General features: G+C 65.9%; 19 protein-coding genes. 11 read left to right on the top strand and 8 right to left on the bottom strand.

Annotated elements, in window-relative coordinates; translation table 11 throughout:
• Positions 1–229 precede the first annotated feature (229 nt).
• Positions 230–646 carry an acyl-CoA thioesterase gene (locus tag ACQP1G_RS27680; protein ID WP_433192484.1) on the bottom strand — a complete coding sequence of 139 codons (417 nt, stop codon included), beginning with the start codon at positions 644–646 and terminating at the stop codon, positions 230–232.
• 104 nt (positions 647–750) lie between these two features.
• On the bottom strand, positions 751–1,176 hold the full coding sequence (locus tag ACQP1G_RS27675; protein ID WP_433208860.1) for a cupin domain-containing protein: 426 nt from the start codon (positions 1,174–1,176) through the stop codon (positions 751–753).
• Between the two features lie 149 nt (positions 1,177–1,325).
• Here ACQP1G_RS27675 and ACQP1G_RS27670 point away from each other — a divergent pair, with 149 nt between their 5' ends.
• Both ACQP1G_RS27670 and ACQP1G_RS27665 read left to right on the top strand, forming a co-directional pair.
• Complete coding sequence (locus tag ACQP1G_RS27670; RefSeq protein WP_433192483.1) at positions 1,326–1,835, top strand: MarR family winged helix-turn-helix transcriptional regulator; 510 nt, start codon at positions 1,326–1,328, stop codon at positions 1,833–1,835.
• 85 nt (positions 1,836–1,920) lie between these two features.
• Positions 1,921–2,712 carry a hypothetical protein gene (locus ACQP1G_RS27665; RefSeq protein ID WP_433192482.1) on the top strand — a complete coding sequence of 264 codons (792 nt, stop codon included), beginning with the start codon at positions 1,921–1,923 and terminating at the stop codon, positions 2,710–2,712.
• Between the two features lie 364 nt (positions 2,713–3,076).
• Here ACQP1G_RS27665 and ACQP1G_RS27660 read toward each other — a convergent pair whose 3' ends face one another.
• A complete protein-coding gene (locus tag ACQP1G_RS27660; RefSeq protein WP_433192481.1) occupies positions 3,077–3,895 on the bottom strand; it encodes an SDR family oxidoreductase in 819 nt (272 codons plus the stop codon).
• A 41-nt stretch (positions 3,896–3,936) separates the two neighbouring features.
• A complete protein-coding gene (locus tag ACQP1G_RS27655) occupies positions 3,937–6,501 on the bottom strand; it encodes a cytochrome P450 (protein WP_433192480.1) in 2,565 nt (854 codons plus the stop codon).
• A 99-nt stretch (positions 6,502–6,600) separates the two neighbouring features.
• Between ACQP1G_RS27655 and ACQP1G_RS27650 the strand changes: the two genes are divergently transcribed.
• Positions 6,601–7,878 carry a glycosyltransferase gene (locus ACQP1G_RS27650; RefSeq protein ID WP_433192479.1) on the top strand — a complete coding sequence of 426 codons (1,278 nt, stop codon included), beginning with the start codon at positions 6,601–6,603 and terminating at the stop codon, positions 7,876–7,878.
• Positions 7,875–8,636: an ABC transporter permease gene (locus ACQP1G_RS27645; RefSeq protein ID WP_433192478.1), complete on the top strand. Its 762-nt coding sequence runs from the start codon at positions 7,875–7,877 to the stop codon at positions 8,634–8,636. The genes ACQP1G_RS27650 and ACQP1G_RS27645 overlap by 4 nt, the downstream gene beginning before the upstream one ends.
• A gap of 526 nt (positions 8,637–9,162) precedes the next feature.
• Here the strand turns inward: ACQP1G_RS27645 and ACQP1G_RS27640 are convergent.
• The 4 genes from ACQP1G_RS27640 to ACQP1G_RS27625 form a co-directional block, all read right to left on the bottom strand.
• Positions 9,163–9,954 (bottom strand): SDR family NAD(P)-dependent oxidoreductase, encoded by a 792-nt coding sequence (locus ACQP1G_RS27640; RefSeq protein WP_433192477.1) that lies wholly within the window; start codon positions 9,952–9,954, stop codon positions 9,163–9,165.
• A gap of 46 nt (positions 9,955–10,000) precedes the next feature.
• The gene (locus tag ACQP1G_RS27635; RefSeq protein WP_433192476.1) at positions 10,001–10,180 is read right to left on the bottom strand and encodes a hypothetical protein; all 180 of its coding nucleotides are present in this window, start codon (positions 10,178–10,180) and stop codon (positions 10,001–10,003) included.
• A complete protein-coding gene (locus tag ACQP1G_RS27630) occupies positions 10,177–10,743 on the bottom strand; it encodes a TetR/AcrR family transcriptional regulator (protein WP_433192475.1) in 567 nt (188 codons plus the stop codon). Before ACQP1G_RS27630 ends, ACQP1G_RS27635 begins: the two co-directional genes overlap by 4 nt.
• A 94-nt stretch (positions 10,744–10,837) precedes the next feature.
• Positions 10,838–13,654, bottom strand: a complete 2,817-nt coding sequence (locus ACQP1G_RS27625) for an aconitate hydratase (protein WP_433192474.1) — start codon at positions 13,652–13,654, stop codon at positions 10,838–10,840.
• A 333-nt stretch (positions 13,655–13,987) separates the two neighbouring features.
• Between ACQP1G_RS27625 and ACQP1G_RS27620 the strand changes: the two genes are divergently transcribed.
• The 7 genes from ACQP1G_RS27620 to inhA all read left to right on the top strand — a co-directional run bounded on the left by ACQP1G_RS27620 (position 13,988) and on the right by inhA (position 21,286).
• Positions 13,988–14,563 carry an Rv1476 family membrane protein gene (locus ACQP1G_RS27620; RefSeq protein WP_433192473.1) on the top strand — a complete coding sequence of 192 codons (576 nt, stop codon included), beginning with the start codon at positions 13,988–13,990 and terminating at the stop codon, positions 14,561–14,563.
• 265 nt (positions 14,564–14,828) lie between these two features.
• A complete protein-coding gene (locus ACQP1G_RS27615; RefSeq protein ID WP_433192472.1) occupies positions 14,829–16,256 on the top strand; it encodes an NlpC/P60 family protein in 1,428 nt (475 codons plus the stop codon).
• 139 nt (positions 16,257–16,395) lie between these two features.
• The gene (locus tag ACQP1G_RS27610) at positions 16,396–17,580 is read left to right on the top strand and encodes an AAA family ATPase (RefSeq protein WP_433192471.1); all 1,185 of its coding nucleotides are present in this window, start codon (positions 16,396–16,398) and stop codon (positions 17,578–17,580) included.
• A 32-nt stretch (positions 17,581–17,612) separates the two neighbouring features.
• Positions 17,613–18,563, top strand: a complete 951-nt coding sequence (locus tag ACQP1G_RS27605) for a DUF58 domain-containing protein (RefSeq protein ID WP_433192470.1) — start codon at positions 17,613–17,615, stop codon at positions 18,561–18,563.
• Positions 18,560–19,564, top strand: a complete 1,005-nt coding sequence (locus ACQP1G_RS27600; RefSeq protein ID WP_433192469.1) for a VWA domain-containing protein — start codon at positions 18,560–18,562, stop codon at positions 19,562–19,564. The genes ACQP1G_RS27605 and ACQP1G_RS27600 overlap by 4 nt, the downstream gene beginning before the upstream one ends.
• A 97-nt stretch (positions 19,565–19,661) precedes the next feature.
• Positions 19,662–20,378 carry a 3-oxoacyl-ACP reductase FabG1 gene (gene fabG1 / locus ACQP1G_RS27595; RefSeq protein ID WP_433192468.1) on the top strand — a complete coding sequence of 239 codons (717 nt, stop codon included), beginning with the start codon at positions 19,662–19,664 and terminating at the stop codon, positions 20,376–20,378.
• Positions 20,379–20,449: 71 nt separating this feature from the next.
• Positions 20,450–21,286: an NADH-dependent enoyl-ACP reductase InhA gene (gene inhA, locus ACQP1G_RS27590; RefSeq protein WP_433192467.1), complete on the top strand. Its 837-nt coding sequence runs from the start codon at positions 20,450–20,452 to the stop codon at positions 21,284–21,286.
• Position 21,287: the final 1 nt, after the last annotated feature.

Here is a 21,287-nt window from a genome sequence, read left to right as displayed (position 1 = left end):
GGGAACTGGATCATAACGCGCAAGGGGTCCCGCACGGTTCGGATCGCGAGATTTCACCACCGCTGGCAAACTGGATTTGTGCTCGGGATGCGCTAGCGCCGAAAGATTTTCGGTGCGAGGGCAGATAGGTTCCCGCAATCATTGAGCTACATTTGAACGGTGCCGTCCGGTCTGTATTGCCCGGGGTTGGCGGCTGTGCATCCGCCATTGCGGATACGACGGTTGTGGTTCAAAGTCCGAGCAGGTCCGGTCGTTCGGCGAGGGTGCGCAGGCGTTCGCCGGGATCGGCGACGAGCTTGCGTGCGGTGAGATCGAGAACGCCCCCGACGATTGTGACCTTCGCTGCGACAGTACCGTCGAGTTTGCGGGTCTCCTGGTGGATTCGGAAGATCTTGCCGCTGTCCCACTCGAATTCGCAGTTGATCGTGACCTCATCGCCGCCGCGCAGTTCGTGCAGGTATTTGATCGTGCTTTCCAGCACGACCGGTCCGAAACCGCTGGCGATCAACTTGTCCTGGCCGATTCCGGCCGCCCGCAGCAGTTCCGAGCGGGCGTGCTCGGCGTGCTGCAGATACACGGCCTGATCGAGGTGGCCCAGGGTATCGAGCTCATAACCGCGGACGACGAGGGAAACGCTGAAGCTCACAGTCGGTCGAACCCTCGCGCGCGCGAGGGCTGTTCCCGATCACCCCTGATGTGTTCGTCACATTCGGTGACCGCGGTACATAATCCGCCGTCGGGTCTTTCTGATCACGCGCGCCGATTCGCATTGCGCTCGGCCCACCACTCCGGAGAATCCACGAACCAATTGTCGAACTCCTCCTGGGATGCCGCCAGATCCTCGAAGGTGGCCTCGCCCTTGACGAGACGGTCGAGCACGCGGAAGTAGCCGAAGCGTTCTACGGCGGGCGTGAGGGCGATGAGGATGCGGGCCGAGCTGTCCGGGGTCGCGCCGAAGGCGTGCGGCATGAGCTTGGGCACGACGATCGATCCGCCCGCGGCGACGGTGACGATCTCGTCCCCGGCCAGGACCTGCAGTTCGCCGTCGGCGACGTAGAACAGTTCGTCGGACTTGGTGTGGTAGTGCGGCGCCGCGCCGTCGGCCCCGCGGTCCATATCGACCTCCAGGTGACTGACCGCGCCGCCCGCCTCGTTCGAGTCGATGAGCAGGCGCATGGTGACCGACGGGGTCACCAGGGTCTCGGCGTCCTGCGGCTGGCGGATGGCGAACTTGCGGTCGGTGGTGGCGCTCATGGTGTTCTCCAGATGATTCGGTCGTTGATAATTCGATACCGAACTATATCCCATCGAATAGAATCTTGTCCATGGGTGAGACAGAACAAGATCCGGTGGACGCGATCGTGGGGCAGTGGAGTCGGGAGCGGCCGGATCTCGAACTGGAGGCGATGGCCGTGATCGGACGGCTCGGCAGGCTGCTCGTGGTCGCGCAGCGGGAGATCGAGGAGGTCTTCACCGCGCACGGGCTGCAGCGCGGGGAGTTCGATGTGCTTGCCGCGCTGCGTCGTTCGGGCACGCCGTTCGAGTTGAATCCGTCGGTGCTCGCCGACACGCTGATGATGTCGCGTGCTGGAATGACCGGACGGCTCGATCGCCTGGAGTCGGCGGGTGTGGTCCGGCGCATTGCCGACGCGGCCGATCGGCGCGCCGTCCGGGTCGCCCTGACCGATGCCGGACGCACGCTGATCGACGAGGTCGTCACCGCGCATACCGAGAATGAAACCCGCATGTTGTCGGTGCTTTCGGCACAGGATCGCCAAGACTTGGACCGCATCGCGCGGGTACTGCTCGGCAGTCTCGAACCCGGCGCGAAATGAGGTAGTTCGCTACTCGGGTACCAGCCGAATTGTCGGTTCAACCTGGAGTCATCGCACCGACGTGCGGTGCAGAAGGAGGTTCGCGATGATCGACATCATCACCCTGCGCGGCACGGGCGAGCCGCGCAATGCCAACGGGACGCCGACCGGCATGCTCCGCGATGTCACCAAACTGCTCGATACCGCCCGCTTCACCACGTTCGAACCGGACTGGCCCGCCTCGGTCGGACCGAGCCCGGATCTGTGGGGCCCATCGCTGGACACCTCCATCCGCCTCGGTGTCGCCGCCGGTGTCAAGGCGATTCAGGATTCGCCGAATGTGTGTGGACTGCTGAGCTATTCGCTCGGCGGCATCTGCGCCAGCAAGATTCTGGAAGGGGTGCGGTCCGGGAAATACAAGAACAGCGATGGCTCGCCGCTCGAGATCGCGTTCGCCGTCAACTTCGCCAACCCGCTGCGCAAGCGCGGCCAGTCGGTCGGCAATCTGTGCCCGGCAGCCACTTACGGACTGCATGGCGAACACGCAGCGTGGCCCGCGCTCGACGTCAAGGAGTACGCGAATCCTGGAGATATCATCACCGCGTCACCCGGTGACTCCCCACTGCGGGTGATCGACGTCGGCATTTCGCCGTTTTCCTTTGTGGAGGGCGCTCGCATCGGCAATGTGGCTCCGCTGATCTTCGCCGAACTGCTCCGCTTCCTGATGTCCGACCCGATCGCCAATCTCAACCGGTATGCCGCCGCGGTCGATGGCGTGATCGGCTATCTGACGCCGTGGCCGGACGGTCAGCACGTCCGCTATTCCGGGCACAACATGCCCGGCACGAATGTGCTGTGGACGACCCATGCCGCCGACTATCTGAATGCCACCTACTGAACACCGTATGTCGGGGTGGTTTCGTACCGGAAGTCGGTGAATACCCGAGTGCGCGGCGGAATTCGGTGATCACCAGCACTGATGCGCGGAGTTGCGTGCATCACAGTCCCTATTTCGCGGAAAGGCTGCTATGCGGCGGGTGGTCGCGTCGTAGAGTCTGAATTCGCTGACGCGTCATTGGGTTTCGATCGAGGGTCACGGAGGCGTCTGTGACTTCCAGATGGCGTGGCGGCGGCAGGCCAATCCCTTCGGCCTGTACCCGCGCCGTCGGCCAGCGAGGGCGCGGTCTCGGATAGTCGGCGCCGCCGGGGAGGGATCCACCCTCAACCCCACTCTTCCCGGCGGTGTCGCGTTCCGATATCGCTCAATCCCCCTGTGCCGCGGCGGAGACCGGCTGCCACTCGCGCCAGAGTTCCAGGCGGGATTCGTAATCCGCGGTCGCGATCGCCAGCGGGACTTCGCCGAGGAAGATGCGCAGCGGCGGCTCCGGTGCGTCGACCATGGTCAGGATGGCGGTTCGAGTGGCGGCCGGATCGCCACTGCGCACCGCGGAACGCTGCGTCGCCCTGGCTGCCCTGGCCGCATCGTAGGCCGGAATCGGCGTCGCGTGGCGCGCGGACGGGCCAGCCCAGTCGGTACCGAAACCGCCCGGCTCGATCAGGGTGACGTGGATACCGAACGGTGCGACTTCCTGTGCGAGGGACTGGGAGAATCCCTCCAGCGCCCACTTCGACGCGTGGTACGCCCCGAGGTTCTGGAAGGCCGAGATGCCGCCGATGCTGGATACCTGGATGATGTGGCCGCTGCCCTGGGCGCGCAGGATCGGCAGCGCCGCCTGCGTGACCCACAGCGCGCCGAAGACATTGGTCTCCAACTGCGCGCGCAGTTCGTCCTCGCTGAGTTCCTCGATCATGCCGAACTGTCCGTAGCCCGCATTGTTGATCACGATATCGAGCCGACCGAACCGCTCCGCGGCCTGCTGGACGGCGGCGAAGTCGTCGGCCCGATCGGTGACGTCCAAGCGCAGCGGCAGGAAGGCATCCGGATATTTGGCGACGAGATCGTCCACTGTGCTCAGGTCGCGGGCCGTACCGGCCACCTGGTCGCCTCGCTCGAGTGCGGCCAGCGCCCATTCACGGCCGAATCCACGTGAGACTCCGGTGATGAACCAAACTTTGCTCATACGATCACGGTAGTCACCTGGAGTGCACTCCAAGCAAGTGGTCAGCGCGGGCGCAGGGTGACCGGCAGTGCCGACGGAGACAGGACGAAGTCCCGATTCGATGCGCGCACGACATACTTCGGATCGGGGATCGGCCGCCAGCGGGCGAGCAGAGCCGCCGCGGCGAGGCCGATTTCGATCATGGCGAAATGGTCGCCCAGGCAGCGGCGACGGCCGACGCCGAACGACAGATTGGCCTTCTTATCGATATCGGCGGCGCGCTCGGGTGACCAGCGGTCCGGGTCGAAGGACTCCGGATCGGTGAAGTACCGCTTGTTGTGCTGAACCAGATAGGGGCTGAACATGATCGCCGTACCGTCCGGCACGGTGAGTCCGCCGACAGTGACATCGCCGTCGGCGGTACCCGCGCTGATCCACGGGCCCCAGAAGCGAAGTGTCTCCGCCACGACCTGTTTCAGGTAGGGGAGTGTGCCGAGATGTTCGGGCCGGACCGGGTCCGATCCGACAACGGCATCGAGTTCGGCGTACAACTGCTCGGCGATATGCGGGCGGCGTATCACCTCGTGCCAGAGCCACCCGGTCAGCGACGCCATCGAGCCGACGCCACCGGCCAGCATGAGAATCGCCTCGTCGATGATGTGCTCGTCGGACAGTGTCGCACCGGTCTCGCTGTCGGTATGCCGGATGAGCGCGGACACCACATCATTGAAATCCTCATCGCGGCGGCGGTATTCGGCGATGACGTCTCCGATGGCGGAACGCAGGTGATGTGCCTTCGTGCGCCAGCGCCAGTTCGCGATGAGCCGCAGGCGGCGCACCTGCGGCGGCAATGCGGTCCGCAGGATGACCTGACTGAGCAGCCATGGCACGTTGTCCCGGATCTCACGGCGTGCGTCGTCGCTGAAGTCGGCCGTGAACAGGGTCGAGGAGACGGTGTCGAGGATCAGGCCGTGTGCCTCGTCCATCAGATTCACCCGACCGCCCGAAGACAGTCCCGCCGACCAGGTTTCGGCGATATCGGCGGCCGAGCTGGTGTATTCGGCGAGACGGCTCTGGCGCAGCGCGGGCGCGATCATCCTGCGCCGCAGTTTGTGTTCATCGCCGCGCAGGACGTTCACCGATCCGCCCGCGACGTCCTTGATCGCCTCACGCAGGTCATCGCGATTGAGTTCGGCATCGCCGAGTCCGACCTCACGGACGAGATCCGGTGTGGTGAGCAGATATCCGGTCTTCTGGCCGAAGTGGATACGCACGATCGGTCCGAGGTCGGCCAGTGATGTGACGAATCCGGGGGCGTCGCGCAGGGCCCGCAGACTATGTCCTACCAGCGGCAGCGCGCCCGGAGCTGTGGGGACCTCCGAAAGAGATTGTGGCATGACCAATTCTGGACTCCGCGCGGATTCTTCGCGGGCTCGGCGATAGATTTCGAGCACCGTCCCGGTCTGCTGTGATTGCCGCACGCCATCGCGGTACGCGCCGAGGACCTCGCGCATCTGCTCGAATGCGGTGCGATCGGCGTTGAGTTTGGCAATGGTATCCGCCATCGCGACGGTCGACGGGTCGGCAGTGCGCACGCCACCACCTGCTGGCACCGATTCGCCCAGATCGGGATCGCAGTAGATGATCGGCAGGCCCACCGCTACCGCTTCCAACAGGACCATGCCCTGGGTGTCGAAACCGTGCGAAGGAAAGAGCAGTGCGTCACCGCCCGACATGGCCGCGAGGCATTCGGCTCGAGTAGCCCTGCCGTGCAAGCGGATTCGGTCCTGGAGGCGGTATTCGGCGATGGCGGCTTCCGCCGGGCCGCGCAGGTCACCCTCACCGTAGATATCGAGGGTGCAATCGTCGACGAGCCGCACGGCGTCGATCGATTCGAGCAGCCGCTTCTCGGCGGACAACCGCCCGCACCAGATGAGGCGCAGCGGTGCGTCGGCGGCGCGATCGGCACCCTGCGTACTGCCGCTGCTTTCGATCAGGTCATCGTCGACGCCATTGGATACCACGCGAATCGGGCGGGTCAGGCCGTGCGCGAGCAGCAGGTCAGCGAAATGCCGCGTCGGCGCGATCACCCGATCCGCCGCCTGCGCCTGCCCGACGATCGTCCACCAGGCATGGCGTGCCGCACGGCTTTCGGCGCGGTGCGGCATGTGCTGGCGGTGCGGTACGAACCGGCCGTGCAGTGCGCGCAGCGCCAGGGCCGCCGGATACGGTGCGGGCGAGGTGTTCTCGATGAAGGCGTCGTCGCGGCTCTGGGCGGTGTGGATCAGCGGAATCCGGTGTCGCCGTGCCGCTTTCATACCAGCGATGGCGACGCCGTAGGTGGTGTGGGTGTGCACAAGGTCGATCGGGCCGCGCGCGGCGAAGGCCGCGTCGATCAGTTCGGCATTGTGCTCGGTCGGCAGCACAACCGGGAAACCGTTCACCTCGAGACCGCCGACGGCACGCAGCTCGACCACATGTGGGCCCGCGTCCGCACCCGACTGCGGCGCGACGAAGAGAGTGACGCGGTGACCTGCGCGTTCGAGTCCGCGGCACAACGAGTCGACCGCGGTCTGGATCCCTCCGAGCGTGGTCGGGTGGTAGTCCATGAACATCGCGATGTGCACAATGGCACTGTACTGATACATGCCCGTCGTCGAGAGCCCCTAGTTCTGTGGACTACCCGCTCGAGTTGGGCAAGGTGCCCGATACCCGAAAGAGCCGCCGTGAAAATAGCGATTCCGCTGACCGGAACTCGTGGAGACGTCCAGCCGGTAGTGGCGTTGGGACTGGAGTTGCGCCGTCGCGGCCACGATGTGCTGCTCGGGGCGCCGCCGAACCTCGTCGAATTCGCCACGGCCACCGGTCTCGCCGCCGTCGCCTGCGGGCCCGATGTGCAGCAGCTCTACAGCTCGACCGCCGGACAGCGGGCACTCGCGGCGGGAAATACGCTGCGGCTGATGCAATTGGTGGCTCGTCAGATGGCCGAGTACGCCCAGCAGATGAATCGCGAGGTCATCGATGTTTGCGCGAAGGCCGATCTGATCGTGGCCAGCACGGTTACCGAGGATCGGGCCGGTTCGGTCGCTGAAGCGATGGGGGTTCCGCTGGTCAGCCTGCATTACTTCCCCTGCAGGAGCAATCGCGCCTATCCGTTTCCAGGTGCGCTACCGCCGCATTGGAATCCGCCCGCGATGGTAAATCGGTCGACCTGGATGATCGCGGAGAATCTGCGCCGCGTGGTGTTCATGCGCTACCTCAATGATCTGCGGGTGACGCTCGGGCTGCCGAAATCGCGGGCGAGTACGGCCGCCGTCCTGGCCCGCGCGCACGTCCCCGAGGTGCAGATCTACGATCCGGCGCTGGTTCCCGGACTGCCGGAGGAATGGGATGAGCGCAGGCCGTTCACCGGATTTCTGACCCTCGATCACGCCGCCCGCGAGGCCGTCGGCGATCTCGCCGGCGACCATGCGGGCATCCTGTCCTGGATCGAGACGGGTGAGCCGCCGGTATTCTTCGGTTTCGGCAGTATGCCGATCCGGGATACCGCGACGGTGCTGGCGATGGTGTGCGAGGTGTCGACTCGGCTGGGGGTGCGTGCGCTGGTAAGCGCAGGATGGAGTGATCTGGACATCGCTGCTGCGCAGGCGGGCCCGAACGTCAAGGTCGTCGGCCCGTTCGCGCACGATCTGGTCTTTCCGCACTGTGCCGCCGCGGTGCATCACGGTGGTATCGGGACGTTGTTCGAGAGTCTGCGTGCCGGATTGCCGACGCTCGTATGCTCGGTGTCGTTCGAGCAGCCGATGTGGGGTGGGCAGGTCGAGCGGCTCGGCGTCGGTGCACATCTGCCGTTCACGCGACTCACCGAGGCGCGGCTCGAACAGGGTGTCGCGTCATTGTTGACGCCCGAACGGCGCACCCGCGCAGCGGAATTCGCGAAAACATTGAGCACTGACGACGCCGCGGCGCGCACCGCCGATATCGTAGAGGCCGCCGCCCGGTGACGACCGACGTCTTCGCCGATACCTACGTCATGTTCCGTCGCTGCGTCCGCCATACGCTGCGCAGCCGGGACACTCTGATCATCTCGCTGCTCATGCCGATTCTGGTCATGCTGCTGTTCACCTATGTCTTCGGCGGAGCCATCGATGTCGGCGGACCGTATCTCGACTATGTGGTGCCCGGAATCATGTTGCTGTGCACGGGTTTCGGCTCATCCATCACGGCCACGGCGGTCTCCACCGATATGACCAGGGGTAGTATCGACCGGTTCCGCACCTTGCCGATGTTCCGGCAGGCCGTGCTGGCCGGGCACGTCGCCGAGGGGGTGATGCGCAATCTCACGGCCATCACGATCGCGGTTTCGGTGGCGATCACGCTCGGCTACCGTCCCCAGGCCGGTCCGCTCGGCTGGGTGGCGGCCCTAGCGGTGATCACCCTTTTCGTCACGGCCATCTCCTGGATCGCCGTGGCGCTCGGCTTGGTCGCGAAGAATCCGGAAGCCGCCGGTGGTCTCACCTACGCCATCATGTTCATCCCTTACATCAGCAGCGCCTTCGTCCAAACCACCACCATGCCGCACTGGCTGCGCGGCTTCGCCGACTACCAACCCGCCACTCCCGTCATCGAAACGATCCGCGGCCTGCTCAACTCCACCGACACCGGGCACCACGCCCCCCTCGCCATCCTCTGGTGCGTCATCCTCGCGACCCTCGGCTTCGCCGGCGCCAGCATCGTATTCAGCCGCCTGTCCCATCGCTGACCTATCCCGGTGACCGGCTTTGTGGACCGCAAATAATTCGTCGAAGCGGCTGGCGGAGCTTGCCTCGGATATCGAGGACCGGCTTGTATCGGATGTATGACCGCAACTTTCGGATCTCGGTGCGCGTCGAATACACCGGTCTTCAATGGTGGCTATTACCGGGGGACGCGGACGAGCGGAAGCGGCTGCGCTGGTGCGCAACTCGCGCGCACGGACGCGCTTGGCGTCGTGGAGCAATCAGCTCACCGCCTGACCAACCACAGAACGGAAGAGAACACCGCAGTGTCCGAACGTGCCAGCAAGAAGCGCTCGCGCCGGCAGTACGGGTGCCCAACCACGGCCACAAGCCGGGCCAGCGCTGAGTAGCACGTAGGGCAGGAACGCCGCGGCGCCCGAAGCGGGTGTCGCGGCGTTCCCGGTGCCAGGTCGCGAGTGGGCGGGTGGTGCGTTGTTCGATGTGGCGGCCGACGCCGCCGACGAGGATCGAGGCGAACGCGCAATCGGCGGTCTTATCGACGGCCCGAGCTCAGCGCGTGTTGCGTTGACCGGCGGCCAGTTCGGTCATGAGTTTGTCGGCACCGAAGAGGTGCTGGACGCGGGCTGAGAGGTTGGGGGCGATCAGGGCGAAGGTTGCGCCGAGGCGGACCGGGAGGGGGGCTACGTCGGTTTCGGCGATGTTGCGTTCGATCGCTCGGAACACGGCGTTTGCCACGTCTTCTGGGCTTCGGGTGCCGACGCCCGGTGGTAGGGCCGCGCCGGATTTGACGAACATGCCCGCATCCCTGACGAATCCGGGGTAGATCGATGAGACACCGACGCCGCGGCTTTGCAGGTCGTCGCGCAAGGCCAAGGCGAAGCCGCGCAGTCCGAATTTGGTCGCGTTGTACATCGCCGCCTTACCGGATGCGGCCTTGCCGGACAGGGAGTTGATGAAGACCAGGTGGCCCTTGCCGCGTTCGGCCATCTGCGCACCGGCGAGGCGGGCCAGCACGATGGGGGTGCGCAGATTGACCTCCAGCGCCCGATCGATCTCGGTCAGCGAATAGTCGAGCAAATCGCCCGAACCGGGCAGTGCGGCGTTGGCGATGACGACATCGAGGTCACCGGACTCCTCGAGCAGCTTCTCGGCAGCGCCCGGCACGGCGAGATCTGCGACCACCGCCCGCGCGCCGAATCGGGTCGCGACCTGGTCGAGTTCTTCGGCTCGGCGTCCGGAAACCACCACGTTCGCGCCCCGTGCGGTGGCTGCGGCGGCGATCGCGACCCCGATTCCACCCGTCGCACCGGTGATCAGTACGCGTGCTCCGTTCAGTTCCATGTCGACGATTATTGTCGCGATTGCGCATTTCGCGAGATATCCGCCGTCACGCGGCGTTGTCATGAGCGGCGGCTGCCTTCAGTTCCATGCCGTGGTATGCCGGGGACGGTACCTGGCGCCCGAAGACCGCGACCGCATCCTGCGAGATGTTGAAACGGCCGCGCAACAGGTGAATTCCGCGCCGATGCCGGATGGTCTGCGCGGAGGATGCTGCGCCTGACTTCACCCCTTGCGGCGCACCGACGCTTCGACCAGATCCAGTACCGCGGAAAGGTTTTCGTTGGTGTGCCCGGAGGCGATGCGGGCGATGAGCCCGTCGAGCACCAGATCCAGATACCCGAGCAGGACGTCAGTGGGCACGTCGTCGCGCAAGGCGCCCGCGGCCTTGCGGCGTTCCAAGCGCGCGAGGGTCGCGGCGGTCAGTTCGGCCGAGCGCTGCGTCCAGCCCGCGCGGAACTCCGGATCGGTGCGCAGCCGGCGCGCGATCTCCAAACGCGTTCCGAGCCAATTGAATTGCTCGGGGTGGGCCAGCATATCGCGCATGACCTGCACGAGGCCCTGGTTGGCCGCGACGTCGGCCATGCGGTTGGCGTCTTCTTGGGCGAGTGCGAAGAACAGGGCGTCCTTGTCCCGGAAGTGATGGAAGATCGCGCCGCGGGACAGGCCGATGGCCTCCTCCAGGCGGCGCACGGTGGCGCCGTCGTACCCGTATTCGGCGAAACAGGCCCGCGCCCCGTCGAGTATCTGACTACGCCGGGCGGCGAGGTGATCGTCACTGACTTTGGGCATCTGGCGGGCTCCTCCGAGCGAAGCGGGCAATGCAATGTGAACGGGTCCGCGCACCGCACGGATGCGGTGCGCGGACCCACGACAGCACAGTCGATCAGCCGCGAATCATATTGCGCAGCACGTACTGCAGGATGCCGCCGTTGCGGTAGTAGTCGGCCTCACCGGGGGTGTCGATCCGGACCACCGCGTCGAAGGTGATCACATCACCGTTCTCCTTGGTGGCGGTGACCTTCAGGGTCTTCGGAGTCGCACCCTCGTTCAGCTTGGTGATGCCCTCGATATCAAAGGTTTCGGTGCCGTCCAGCTTCAGCGACGCGGCCGACTCACCGGCCGGGAACTGCAGCGGAATGACGCCCATACCGATGAGGTTCGAGCGGTGGATGCGCTCGAAGGACTCGGTGATGACGGCCTTCACGCCGAGCAGCGAGGTGCCCTTGGCGGCCCAGTCACGCGAGGAACCCGAGCCGTACTCCTTACCGCCGAGCACGACCAGCGGGATGCCCGCGGCCTGGTAGTTCTGCGAGGCGTCGTAGATGAACGCCTGCGGCCCACCGTCCTGGGTGAAGTCGCGGGTGTAACCGCCCGAGACGTCGTCCAGCAGCTGGTTGCGCAGCCGGATGTTGGCGAAGGTGCCGCGGATCATCACCTCGTGGTTACCGCGGCGCGAGCCGTAGGAGTTGTAGTCCTTGTGCTCGACGCCGTTGGCCTCCAGGTACTGCGCGGCCGGGGTACCGGGCTTGATATTGCCCGCCGGGGAGATGTGGTCGGTGGTGACCGAATCGCCGAGCAGTGCGAGCACGCGGGCACCCTTGATATCGGTGACCGGCGCCGGGGTCTGCGGCATGCCCTCGAAGTACGGAGGCTTGCGGACATAGGTGGACTTCGCGTCCCACTCGAAGGTCTTGCCCTCCGGGGTGGGCAGCGAACGCCAGCGCTCATCGCCCTTGAACACATCGGCGTAGGACTTGACGAACATGTCCTGGCTGATCGCCGAGTTGATGGTGTCCTGGATCTCCTTGGGGGAGGGCCAGATGTCCTTCAGGAAGACATCGTTGCCGTCGGCATCCGTGCCGAGGGCGTCGGTCTCGAAGTCGAAGTCCATGGTGCCCGCGAGCGCGTAGGCGATGACCAGCGGCGGCGAGGCCAGGTAGTTCATCTTCACGTCGGGGGAGATGCGGCCTTCGAAGTTGCGGTTACCGGAGAGCACCGCGGTGACCGACAGGTCGTTGTCGTTGATCGCCTTGGACACGGCGTCCGGCAGCGGGCCGGTGTTGCCGATGCAGGTGGCGCAGCCGTAGCCGACCAGGAAGAAGCCCAGCTTCTCCAGGTAGGGCCACAGTCCGGCTTTGTTGTAGTAGTCGTTGACGACCTGTGAACCCGGCGCCATCGAGGTCTTCACCCACGGCTTGGAGGTCAGGCCCTTCTCGACGGCGTTGCGGGCGAGCAGCGCGGCGCCGAGCATGACCGACGGGTTGGAGGTGTTGGTGCAGGAGGTGATCGAGGCGACCACCACCGCGCCGTGGTCGAGCACGAAGTCGCCGTACTCCTGCGAGGAGACCTTGACCGGCTTGCTCGGGCGGCCGACCGCCCCGTTGGCGGCCGAGGGCAGGATCGCGTCGTCGTCGGCGAAGGACAGCACAGCCGGATCGCTGGCCGGGAAGGACTCCTCGACGGCCTCGTCCAGGTGCGAATGCGGGGTGACGGCAGCGGGGCCGCTCTCCGCGTCGCTGGTGTAGTTGTGGATGTCCTTGCGGAACGCGGTCTTGCTGTCCGACAGCAGGATTCGGTCCTGCGGACGCTTCGGGCCCGCGATGGAGGGCACCACATCGCCGAGGTCGAGCTCGAGGTACTCCGAGTACGCGGGCTCGTGCTCGGCGTCGTGCCACATGCCCTGTTCCTTGGCGTAGGCCTCGACCAGCGCGAGCTGGTCATCGGTACGGCCGGTCAGGCGCAGGTAATCGATGGTGACCCCATCGATCGGGAAGATCGCTGCGGTGGAACCGAATTCGGGGCTCATATTGCCCAGGGTGGCGCGGTTGGCGAGCGGAACCTCGGCCACACCCTTACCGTAGAACTCGACGAACTTGCCGACCACACCGTGCTTGCGCAGCATGTCGGTGACAGTGAGCACGACGTCGGTGGCGGTGACGCCGGGCTTGATCTCACCGGTCAGCTTGAAGCCGACGACGCGCGGAATCAGCATCGAGACGGGCTGGCCGAGCATGGCCGCCTCGGCCTCGATACCGCCGACGCCCCAGCCCAGGACGCCGAGGCCGTTGACCATGGTGGTGTGCGAGTCGGTGCCGACACAGGTGTCCGGGTAGGCCTGGCCGTTGCGGACCATGACGGTGCGGGCGAGGTGCTCGATGTTCACCTGGTGCACGATGCCGGTGCCCGGGGGGACGACCTTGAAGTCGTCGAACGCGCCCTGGCCCCAACGCAGGAACTGGTAGCGCTCGCCGTTGCGGGAGTATTCGATGTCGACGTTGCGCTCGAAGGCGTCGGCGCGGCCGAAGACGTCGATGATGACGGAGTGGTCGATGACCATCTCGGCGGGGGCGAGCGGGTTGACCTTGTTCGGGTCGCCGCCGAGGGTGGCGACGGCCTCACGCATGGTCGCGAGGTCGACGATGCAGGGCACACCGGTGAAGTCCTGCATGATCACCCGCGCCGGGGTGAACTGGATCTCGATGCTCGGCTGCGCCGAGGGATCCCAGTTCGCGATGGCGCGAATGTGATCGGCGGTGATGTTGGCGCCGTCCTCGGTGCGGAGCAGATTCTCCGCGAGGACCTTCAGTGCGTAGGGGAGTTTTTCGGTGCCCGGCACGGCCGAGAGACGGAAGATCTCGTAGGAGTTGCTTCCGACCTCGAGGGTGCCCTTGGCGCCGAAAGTATCGATACTTGTCGTCACGTCAGCTCCACTCGTCTGTGAGGGTGGCCATCGGCGGGGCTGTGCCGATGGCCGGTCTGTTCGAGCGACCTGAAAGGGGTCGCTGGATTACGTCTTTGGAGGGCTCCAGCGCTGGAAGGTGCTGGCTCCTCGCGCCTTCGAGCCTAACAGTACGCTTGTCCTGTGAAACGCGCGGGTGCCGTTCGGTGCGCCGTCCGGCGGTGGTGCGACACTCCGTCGCGTACTGTGCTTTCGAGTTAGTCGGGGTGACCGGTGGGCATGTACCGGTCGGCCCGGCAGTGTTGTATGCCCGTCGCCTCGCGTCCCGATGCGGCTCGACAGACCGGATGGAAGATGACCGTCTCGCACACCTCGGTTTTCACGCCCATGCGTGCCGAACTGCCGCCTGGTATCGACGACAAAACCTTGACCCAGATCAAAGAGGATGTGGTCGACAACCACGTCGCCACTCCGAAGGATAAGGATCAGGACGCGCTGGAGGCGGTTGTCGCCGACGCTCGGGCCCATGGCATCGAGCTCAGCATCGTGGTGATTCCCGGCAATCCAGGCCACGACTCCAATCTACGTGACCTGGCCACCGAGGTCGGCAAGACCGAGCGCGGAACCGTGGTGGTGCTCAGCGACGACTGGGTCGGCACCTACAGCGATTCGATCAGCCGGGTGAAGCTGGAACGCGCCGAGGACTTTTCCAAGAGCACGCAGGGGCATTCCGCGCAAGCGGCGCAGCTTTTTGTCGATCAGCTGGAGCGGCCGGAGACATTCTCCTGGACCGCGATCACCAGTGTGTTGCTGGTCGGTGCAGTGGTTGTGGCCGGCGGACTCTATTGGGTGAAATCCCGTCGGCCTGTCGAGGAGTCTGTGCCGGTAGGAGCTTCGCGGCGCGACGACGACCGAGACTTCCCTTCATAGCGGGTATCCGTTCAGCAATTTTTCCTGTCGGTCGGTTTGTTTTGCTCGACCCAATCCTCGAACCTGCCCGGCAATCTCAGGGCAACGGGTAAATTACGCGGCTGTAGTTCTGTTGCTGGAGTTTCTTTGGTGAAAGATGTGACGTACGGTTCGAATGATGTCTAATGGGGAAGAAGTGTTGAGAGAGCTATCTGTCAACCACTGAGTTGGATGGTTCGCAGGGGGCTCGTGAGGTCACGCCGTAGTCGGGTCCTTGGGAGGTGCGATGCTCAACATCGGCAAAGCCGGTTCTCGGCGTCCGCTGTGGATCGCTGTGGGCTTGCTGGTCACCGCGGCAGTGCTCGTCACGGCCGGACCCGTTGTCGCGGTGCCGCCTGCCCCACCGAACCCGAGCGACAGTCAGATCGCCGATGCCGGGGCGCAAGTCGACGCCAGAGTGAGCGAGATCGGCGCGCTGATCAACCAGGTCGCCGCCGCGGATCAGAAGCTGCAGGAGCTCGATGCCGCGGTCGCCCAGAAGCGCGAGGAGGTCAATAAGGCCCTCGTCGATCTGCAGGACGCGCGCGATGCCGCCGATGTGGCCGCCGCCGCGGTCACGGACACCCAGCGTGAACTCAGCGAGGCCGGGACCCAGGTCGAGCAGGCCCGGCGTAACTTCGATCAGTTCGCGGTGCAGGCCTACATCCGGCCCGCCGCGACCTCGATGGTTACCTATCTGTCCTCGGCCACTTCGGACGTCGCTCTGGACCGCGCCCAGGTATTCACCCTGGTATCGAAGAACCAGCAGTCGGTACTCGACTCGTTGCGCCGCGCCCAGATCGCTCAGGGCAATAGGAATTCCACTGCGCGCCAAGCCAAGTCGGCCGCCGACGCGGCCGCCGCAGCGGCCGAGCAGAAGAGGGCCGACGCCGAGCACGCCGTCGCCGCGGTGAAGGCCGAACAGGATCAGCAGGCCGGACAACGCGAGGGGCTACTACGCGAGCGGACGGTGGCGCAGGGACGTTTGGATCTCGCGCGCACGAATGTGGCTGGGCTACAAGGACAACGCGAGGCATACCTGGCCTGGGACGAGCAGCGCAAGGCCGAGGAGGCTGCCGTGCGCGCGGCCGCCGCGGCCGCCGCCGCGCGGGCCGCGCAGGACCAGGCCGCGAAGGATCGCGCGGCACAAGCCGGCGCGGGTAAGCGGCCGCATATCCAATTGCAGAATTCCCCGCCGCCGCGTCAGACGCGGCCGCGGGTCACCACGCCGAGCATGCCGTCCATCGGCGGCTCCGATGCCATCGAAACCGTTGTCGACCGCGCCATGTCGCAGCTGGGCGTCGACTATTCCTGGGGCGGCGGCGACGAGGACGGGCCGACCCTTGGCATCCACGACGGCGGCGTCGCCGACAGCTACGGCGACTACAACAAGGTCGGCTTCGACTGCTCGGGTCTGATGATCTACGCCTTCGCCGGAATCGGCGTCTCACTGCCGCACTACAGCGGCTACCAGTACAACGCGGGCACCCGGGTGCCCGTCGGCGAGCGCACCCGCGGCGACATGCTGTTCTGGGGGCCGAACGGCAGTGAACACGTTGCGCTCTACCTCGGAAACGGGAAGATGGTGGAGGCGCCACAGTCCGGCGAAGTCGTGCGGGTATCTCCGGTGCGCGAGGGCGGCATCATGCCGTACGCGGTGCGGATCGTCTCGTAACCCTAGGCTGGGGCCGTACGCCGCGAACCCGACCACACGAATCTGTTGATTTGCCGTGATCTCGGGTCCGGTTGCGGCGTATGCGGCCATCACCTGGAATAGTTGTGGCAGCACGCACAGGACCAAGGCGAAAGCGGGGATGTTGGTGACTTCGACGGACGGTGTGAGCGGGGCAAGTTTGGCGAAAGAGGCCGCTGCTCCCGCATCGAGCACCCTGGCGCGTGACGTCCAGACCCTGGAAAAGGCGATATACGAGGTCAAGCGCGTTATCGTGGGTCAGGACCGGCTCGTCGAACGACTGCTCGTCGGGGTGCTCGCGCGCGGTCACGTACTGCTCGAGGGTGTGCCCGGTATCGCCAAAACCCTTGCGGTGGAGACCTTCGCCAGGGTCGTCGGCGGTTCCTTCTCCCGCGTCCAGTTCACCCCCGACCTGGTGCCTACCGATCTCATCGGTACCCGGATCTACCGTCAGGGCCGCGAGGAATTCGATACCGAACTCGGCCCGGTCGTCGCGAACTTCGTGCTGGCCGACGAGATCAACCGCGCGCCTGCCAAAGTGCAGTCCGCGCTGCTCGAGGTGATGGCCGAGCGGCATGTGTCGATCGGCGGCAAGACCTACCCGATGCCCGATCCGTTCCTCGTCATGGCCACACAGAACCCGATCGAGAGCGAGGGCGTGTACCCGCTGCCCGAGGCGCAGCGCGACCGCTTCCTGTTCAAGGTCGTCGTCGACTACCCGTCGGTGGAGGAAGAGCGCGAGATCATCTACCGGATGGGTGTCACCCCGCCGGAGGCCAAGCCGATTCTGGCACCCGACGAACTGATCCGGTTGCAGCAGGTCGCCGCCAGTACGTTTGTGCACCACGCGCTGGTCGACTACGTGGTCCGGGTGATCGCGGCGACCCGCAAGCCCGCCGACTTCGGCATGCAGGATGTGGCGAGCTGGATCGCCTACGGCGCCTCGCCGCGCGCCAGCCTCGGCATCATCGCCGCGGCCCGGGCCGTCGCGCTGATTCGCGGCCGCGACTATGTGGTGCCGCAGGACGTCGTCGAGGTGATTCCGGATGTGCTGCGCCACCGTCTGGTGCTGTCCTACGACGCACTCGCCGACGAGATCAGCCCCGACGATGTGATCAAGCGGGTGCTGCAGACGGTCGGGCTGCCGCAGGTCGCGCCGCAGGCGGTCGCACCGGGTGCGCCGGCTCCGGCTGCCGTGGGGCCGCACGGTGCGCCGACTCCGCAGCCGCCGGCACCTCAGGATGCGGTGCCGCAGCCGCCGGTGGCGCAGATGTCTCCGGCCGCCAGCAATAACCAGCCGAAGTGACCTCAGCGTCGGATCCGGTTCCATCAGTGCCGATGTCATCGCACGCACCGCCGTCCTTCCGATCGGGTGAACTCGCCGATCCGAAACTGACGGCGGCGCTGAAAACGCTGGAACTGACCGTGCGGCGCAGGCTCGACGGTGTGCTGCACGGCGATCATCTCGGACTGATCCCCGGCCCCGGCTCGGAACCAGGCGAGGCAAGGACCTACCAGCCGGGCGACGATGTCCGGCAGATGGATTGGTCGGTCACCGCCCGCACCACCCATCCGCATGTGCGGCAGATGATCGCGGACCGGGAACTCGAGACCTGGATGGTGGTCGACCTGTCGGCCAGCCTCGACTTCGGCACCGCGCTGTGCGAGAAGCGCGATCTGGCGATCGCGGCCGCCGCGGCGATCACCCACCTCACCAGCGGTGGCGGCAATCGGATCGGCGCGGTCGTCGCGACCGGTGAGCAATTGACGCGCATTCCGGCGCGCAGCGGCCGGGTACACGCCCAGTCGATGCTGCGCGAGATCGCGACGACGCCGCACGCCCGCGACGGTGTGCGTGGAGATCTGCGCGAGGCGATCGAATCGCTGCGCCGCCCGCAGCGCAAGCGTGGACTCGCGGTGATCATCAGCGACTTCCTCGGTGATATCAACTGGCAACGCTCACTGCGCGCCATTTCTGCGCGCCATGATCTGCTCGCGGTCGAAGTGCTCGATCCGCGCGACCTGTCGCTGCCCGATGTGGGCGATGTGGTGCTGCACGATCCGGAGACCGGGCGCACCCGCGAATTCAGCGTGACACCGTCGCTGCGCGCCGATTTCGCGGCGGCCGCCCAGCGCCATCGCGGCCAGGTCGAACAGGCGCTGCGCAGTTGCGGTGCACCGGTGCTCACTCTGCAGACCGATCGGGACTGGATCTCGGATGTGGTCCGGTTCGTCTCCACCCGGCGCCACGCATTCGGCGCCCCGAGCGGACGGGCGCCGCGCCAGTGAGTATTTCGCATTTCACCGCGTTGGTCTGGCTGGGCTTTCTCGCCGTCGTCGTGCTGATCGCGTTGGGTTACATCCTTGTGCAACGCAGCCGCCACCGGCACATGCTGCAGTTCAGCAATATGGAACTGCTGGAGAAGGTCGCCCCGTCGCGGCCGAGTCCGATCCGGCATGTGCCGATCGCGCTGATGTTGGTCGGTCTGGTGTTCCTCACTATCGCGGCCGCCGGGCCGACAGCGGTCAAGAAGGTGGCGCGCAATCGCGCGACAGTCGTTCTGGTGATGGACGTTTCGCTGTCCATGGAGGCCACCGACGTGCCGCCCTCGCGACTGAAGGTGGCGCAGAAGGCGGGTAAGGAATTCGTCGACGGACTGCCGCCCGGCATCAATCTCGGCTTCGTCACCTTCGCGGGCACCGCCTCGGTGATGGTGCCGCCGACGACGAATCGCGAGGCCGTCAAGGCGGCGATCGACAACATCAAACTCGCCGAGCGCACCGCCACCGGTGAGGGCATTCTCACCGCGTTGCAGTCGATCGACACCATCGCCACGGTGCTCGGCGGCGCGGAAACACCGCCGCCGGCGCGCATCGTGCTGATGTCGGACGGTAAGCAGACCGTGCCCGACGATAAGGATGTCGACAATCCGCGGCACGGCTTCACCGCGGCCCGCCTGGCGAAGAACAAGGGCGTTCCGGTGTCGACGATTTCGTTCGGCACCTCATGGGGCACGGTGGAGATCCCGGACCAGGACGGTAAGGGCGCACAGCGCGTCAAGGTGCCTGTCGACGACGATGCGCTGCGCGAGATCGCGAAGCTCTCCGGCGGCGACTTCTATACCGCCTCCAGCCTGACCGAGCTGACCGCCGTCTACGACACCCTCGAAGAGCAGATCGGCTACGAGCTGACCAGGGGCGATGCCAGTCGACCATGGCTTTTGTTCGGCATGTTGCTCGTCGCTGCCGGTGTGGTTACCGGCTTGCTCTATCGTCAACGCCTGCCGTAGTCGTCAACGTCCGCCGTCGCGACGCGCCCGGCCCGGCACAGCGCACTATGCGTGGCCCGGGCGTGGCGCGCGAACCCGAACAGATAGGTTGGTCTTCATGTCGAACATCACATCCCGGTCGGTCCTGGTGACCGGCGGCAACCGCGGTATCGGACTCGCGGTCGCACAGCGTCTGCTTGCCGACGGGCACAAGGTGGCCGTTACGCATCGTGGGTCGGGGGTTCCGGACGGTCTGTTCGGTGTGAAATGCGATGTGACGGACGGTGATTCGGTCGATGCCGCCTTCAAAGAGGTGGAACAGCATCAGGGACCGGTCGAGGTGCTGGTCGCCAATGCGGGCATCACCGACGACACGCTCCTGATGCGGATGTCGGAGGAGCAGTTCACCAAGGTTATCGATGCGAATCTGACCGGTGCGTTCCGCTGCGCCAAGCGCGCCAACCGGGCCATGCTGCGGGCGCGCTGGGGGCGGATGATCTTCCTCGGCTCCGTGGTGGGCCTCGCCGGTCAAGCGGGACAGATCAATTACGCCGCGTCCAAGGCCGGAGTCATCGGTCTGGCCCGCTCGATCACTCGTGAGCTCGGCTCGCGCTCGATCACCGCGAATGTCGTCGCGCCCGGCTTCATCGAGACCGATATGACGGCCGAGCTGCCCGATGATCTGCGCGACATGGCGAAGAAGTTCATTCCGTTGCAGCGTCTCGGCCAGCCCGAAGATGTCGCGGCAGTGGTCAGCTTCCTCGCTTCCGAGGATTCGCGCTATGTATCCGGCGCGGTGATCCCGGTCGACGGCGGCATGGGCATGGGCCACTGAGCTAACCGGAACGCCGCGCCGCCTAGGCGGTCGCAACCCCACGAACTTCGACTGAGGAGAACCGAAAACCCATGGGCGGATTGCTCGAAGGCAAGACCATCCTGATCACCGGCATCATCACCGATTCGTCGATCGCCTTCCACGCGGCCGCGGTCGCGCAGGAGCAGGGCGCGAAGGTGATCATCACCGGCATTCCGGAGCGGCTGCGGCTGATCGATCGGATCGCCAAGCGGCTGCCGCAAGAGGTCGGCCCGGCCATCGCGCTCGATGTCACCAGCGAGGACGATCTCGCCGCGCTGGCCGATAGGGTGCGGGAGTTCGCGCCCGAGGGTGTCGACGGCGTGCTGCACTCGATCGCCTTCGCGCCGCGCACGCTGATGGGCCCGGAGGCGCGTCCGTTCCTGGACGGTCCCGGTCCGGATGCGGCCAAGGCCTTCGAGATCTCGGCCTGGAGCTACGCCTCACTGGCCCGCGCGGTGCTGCCGATCATGAACGAGGGCGGTTCGATCGTCGGCATGGACTTCGATCCGCGCACCGCGATGCCGTACTACAACTGGATGGGTGTGGCGAAGGCGGCGCTGGAGTCGGTGAACCGGTATGTGGCGCGTGAGGTCGGTACCGCCAAGCGGATTCGCTCGAACCTGATCGCCGCCGGGCCGATCAAGACCCTCGCGGCCAAGGCCATCGCGGGCACCGCGACCGATGACGCGGCCAAGCTCAACCAGCTCAACACCTACTGGGACGGCGCGTCGCCGATCGGCTGGGATGTCGACGACCCGACCGTGGTGGCGAAGTCGATCGTCACGCTGCTCTCGGACTGGCTCCCCGGTACCACCGGTTCGATCATCTATGTCGACGGCGGCGCCAGCCACAACACCTGGTTCCCGGAGAACATGTCGATCAACTGAG

The sequence above is a fragment of the Nocardia sp. CA-107356 genome, assembly GCF_050946365.1.
GTDB lineage: Bacteria > Actinomycetota > Actinomycetes > Mycobacteriales > Mycobacteriaceae > Nocardia.
Note: the sequence above shows the minus strand (reverse complement) of the source record. Positions and strands in the feature narration are given on the sequence as shown.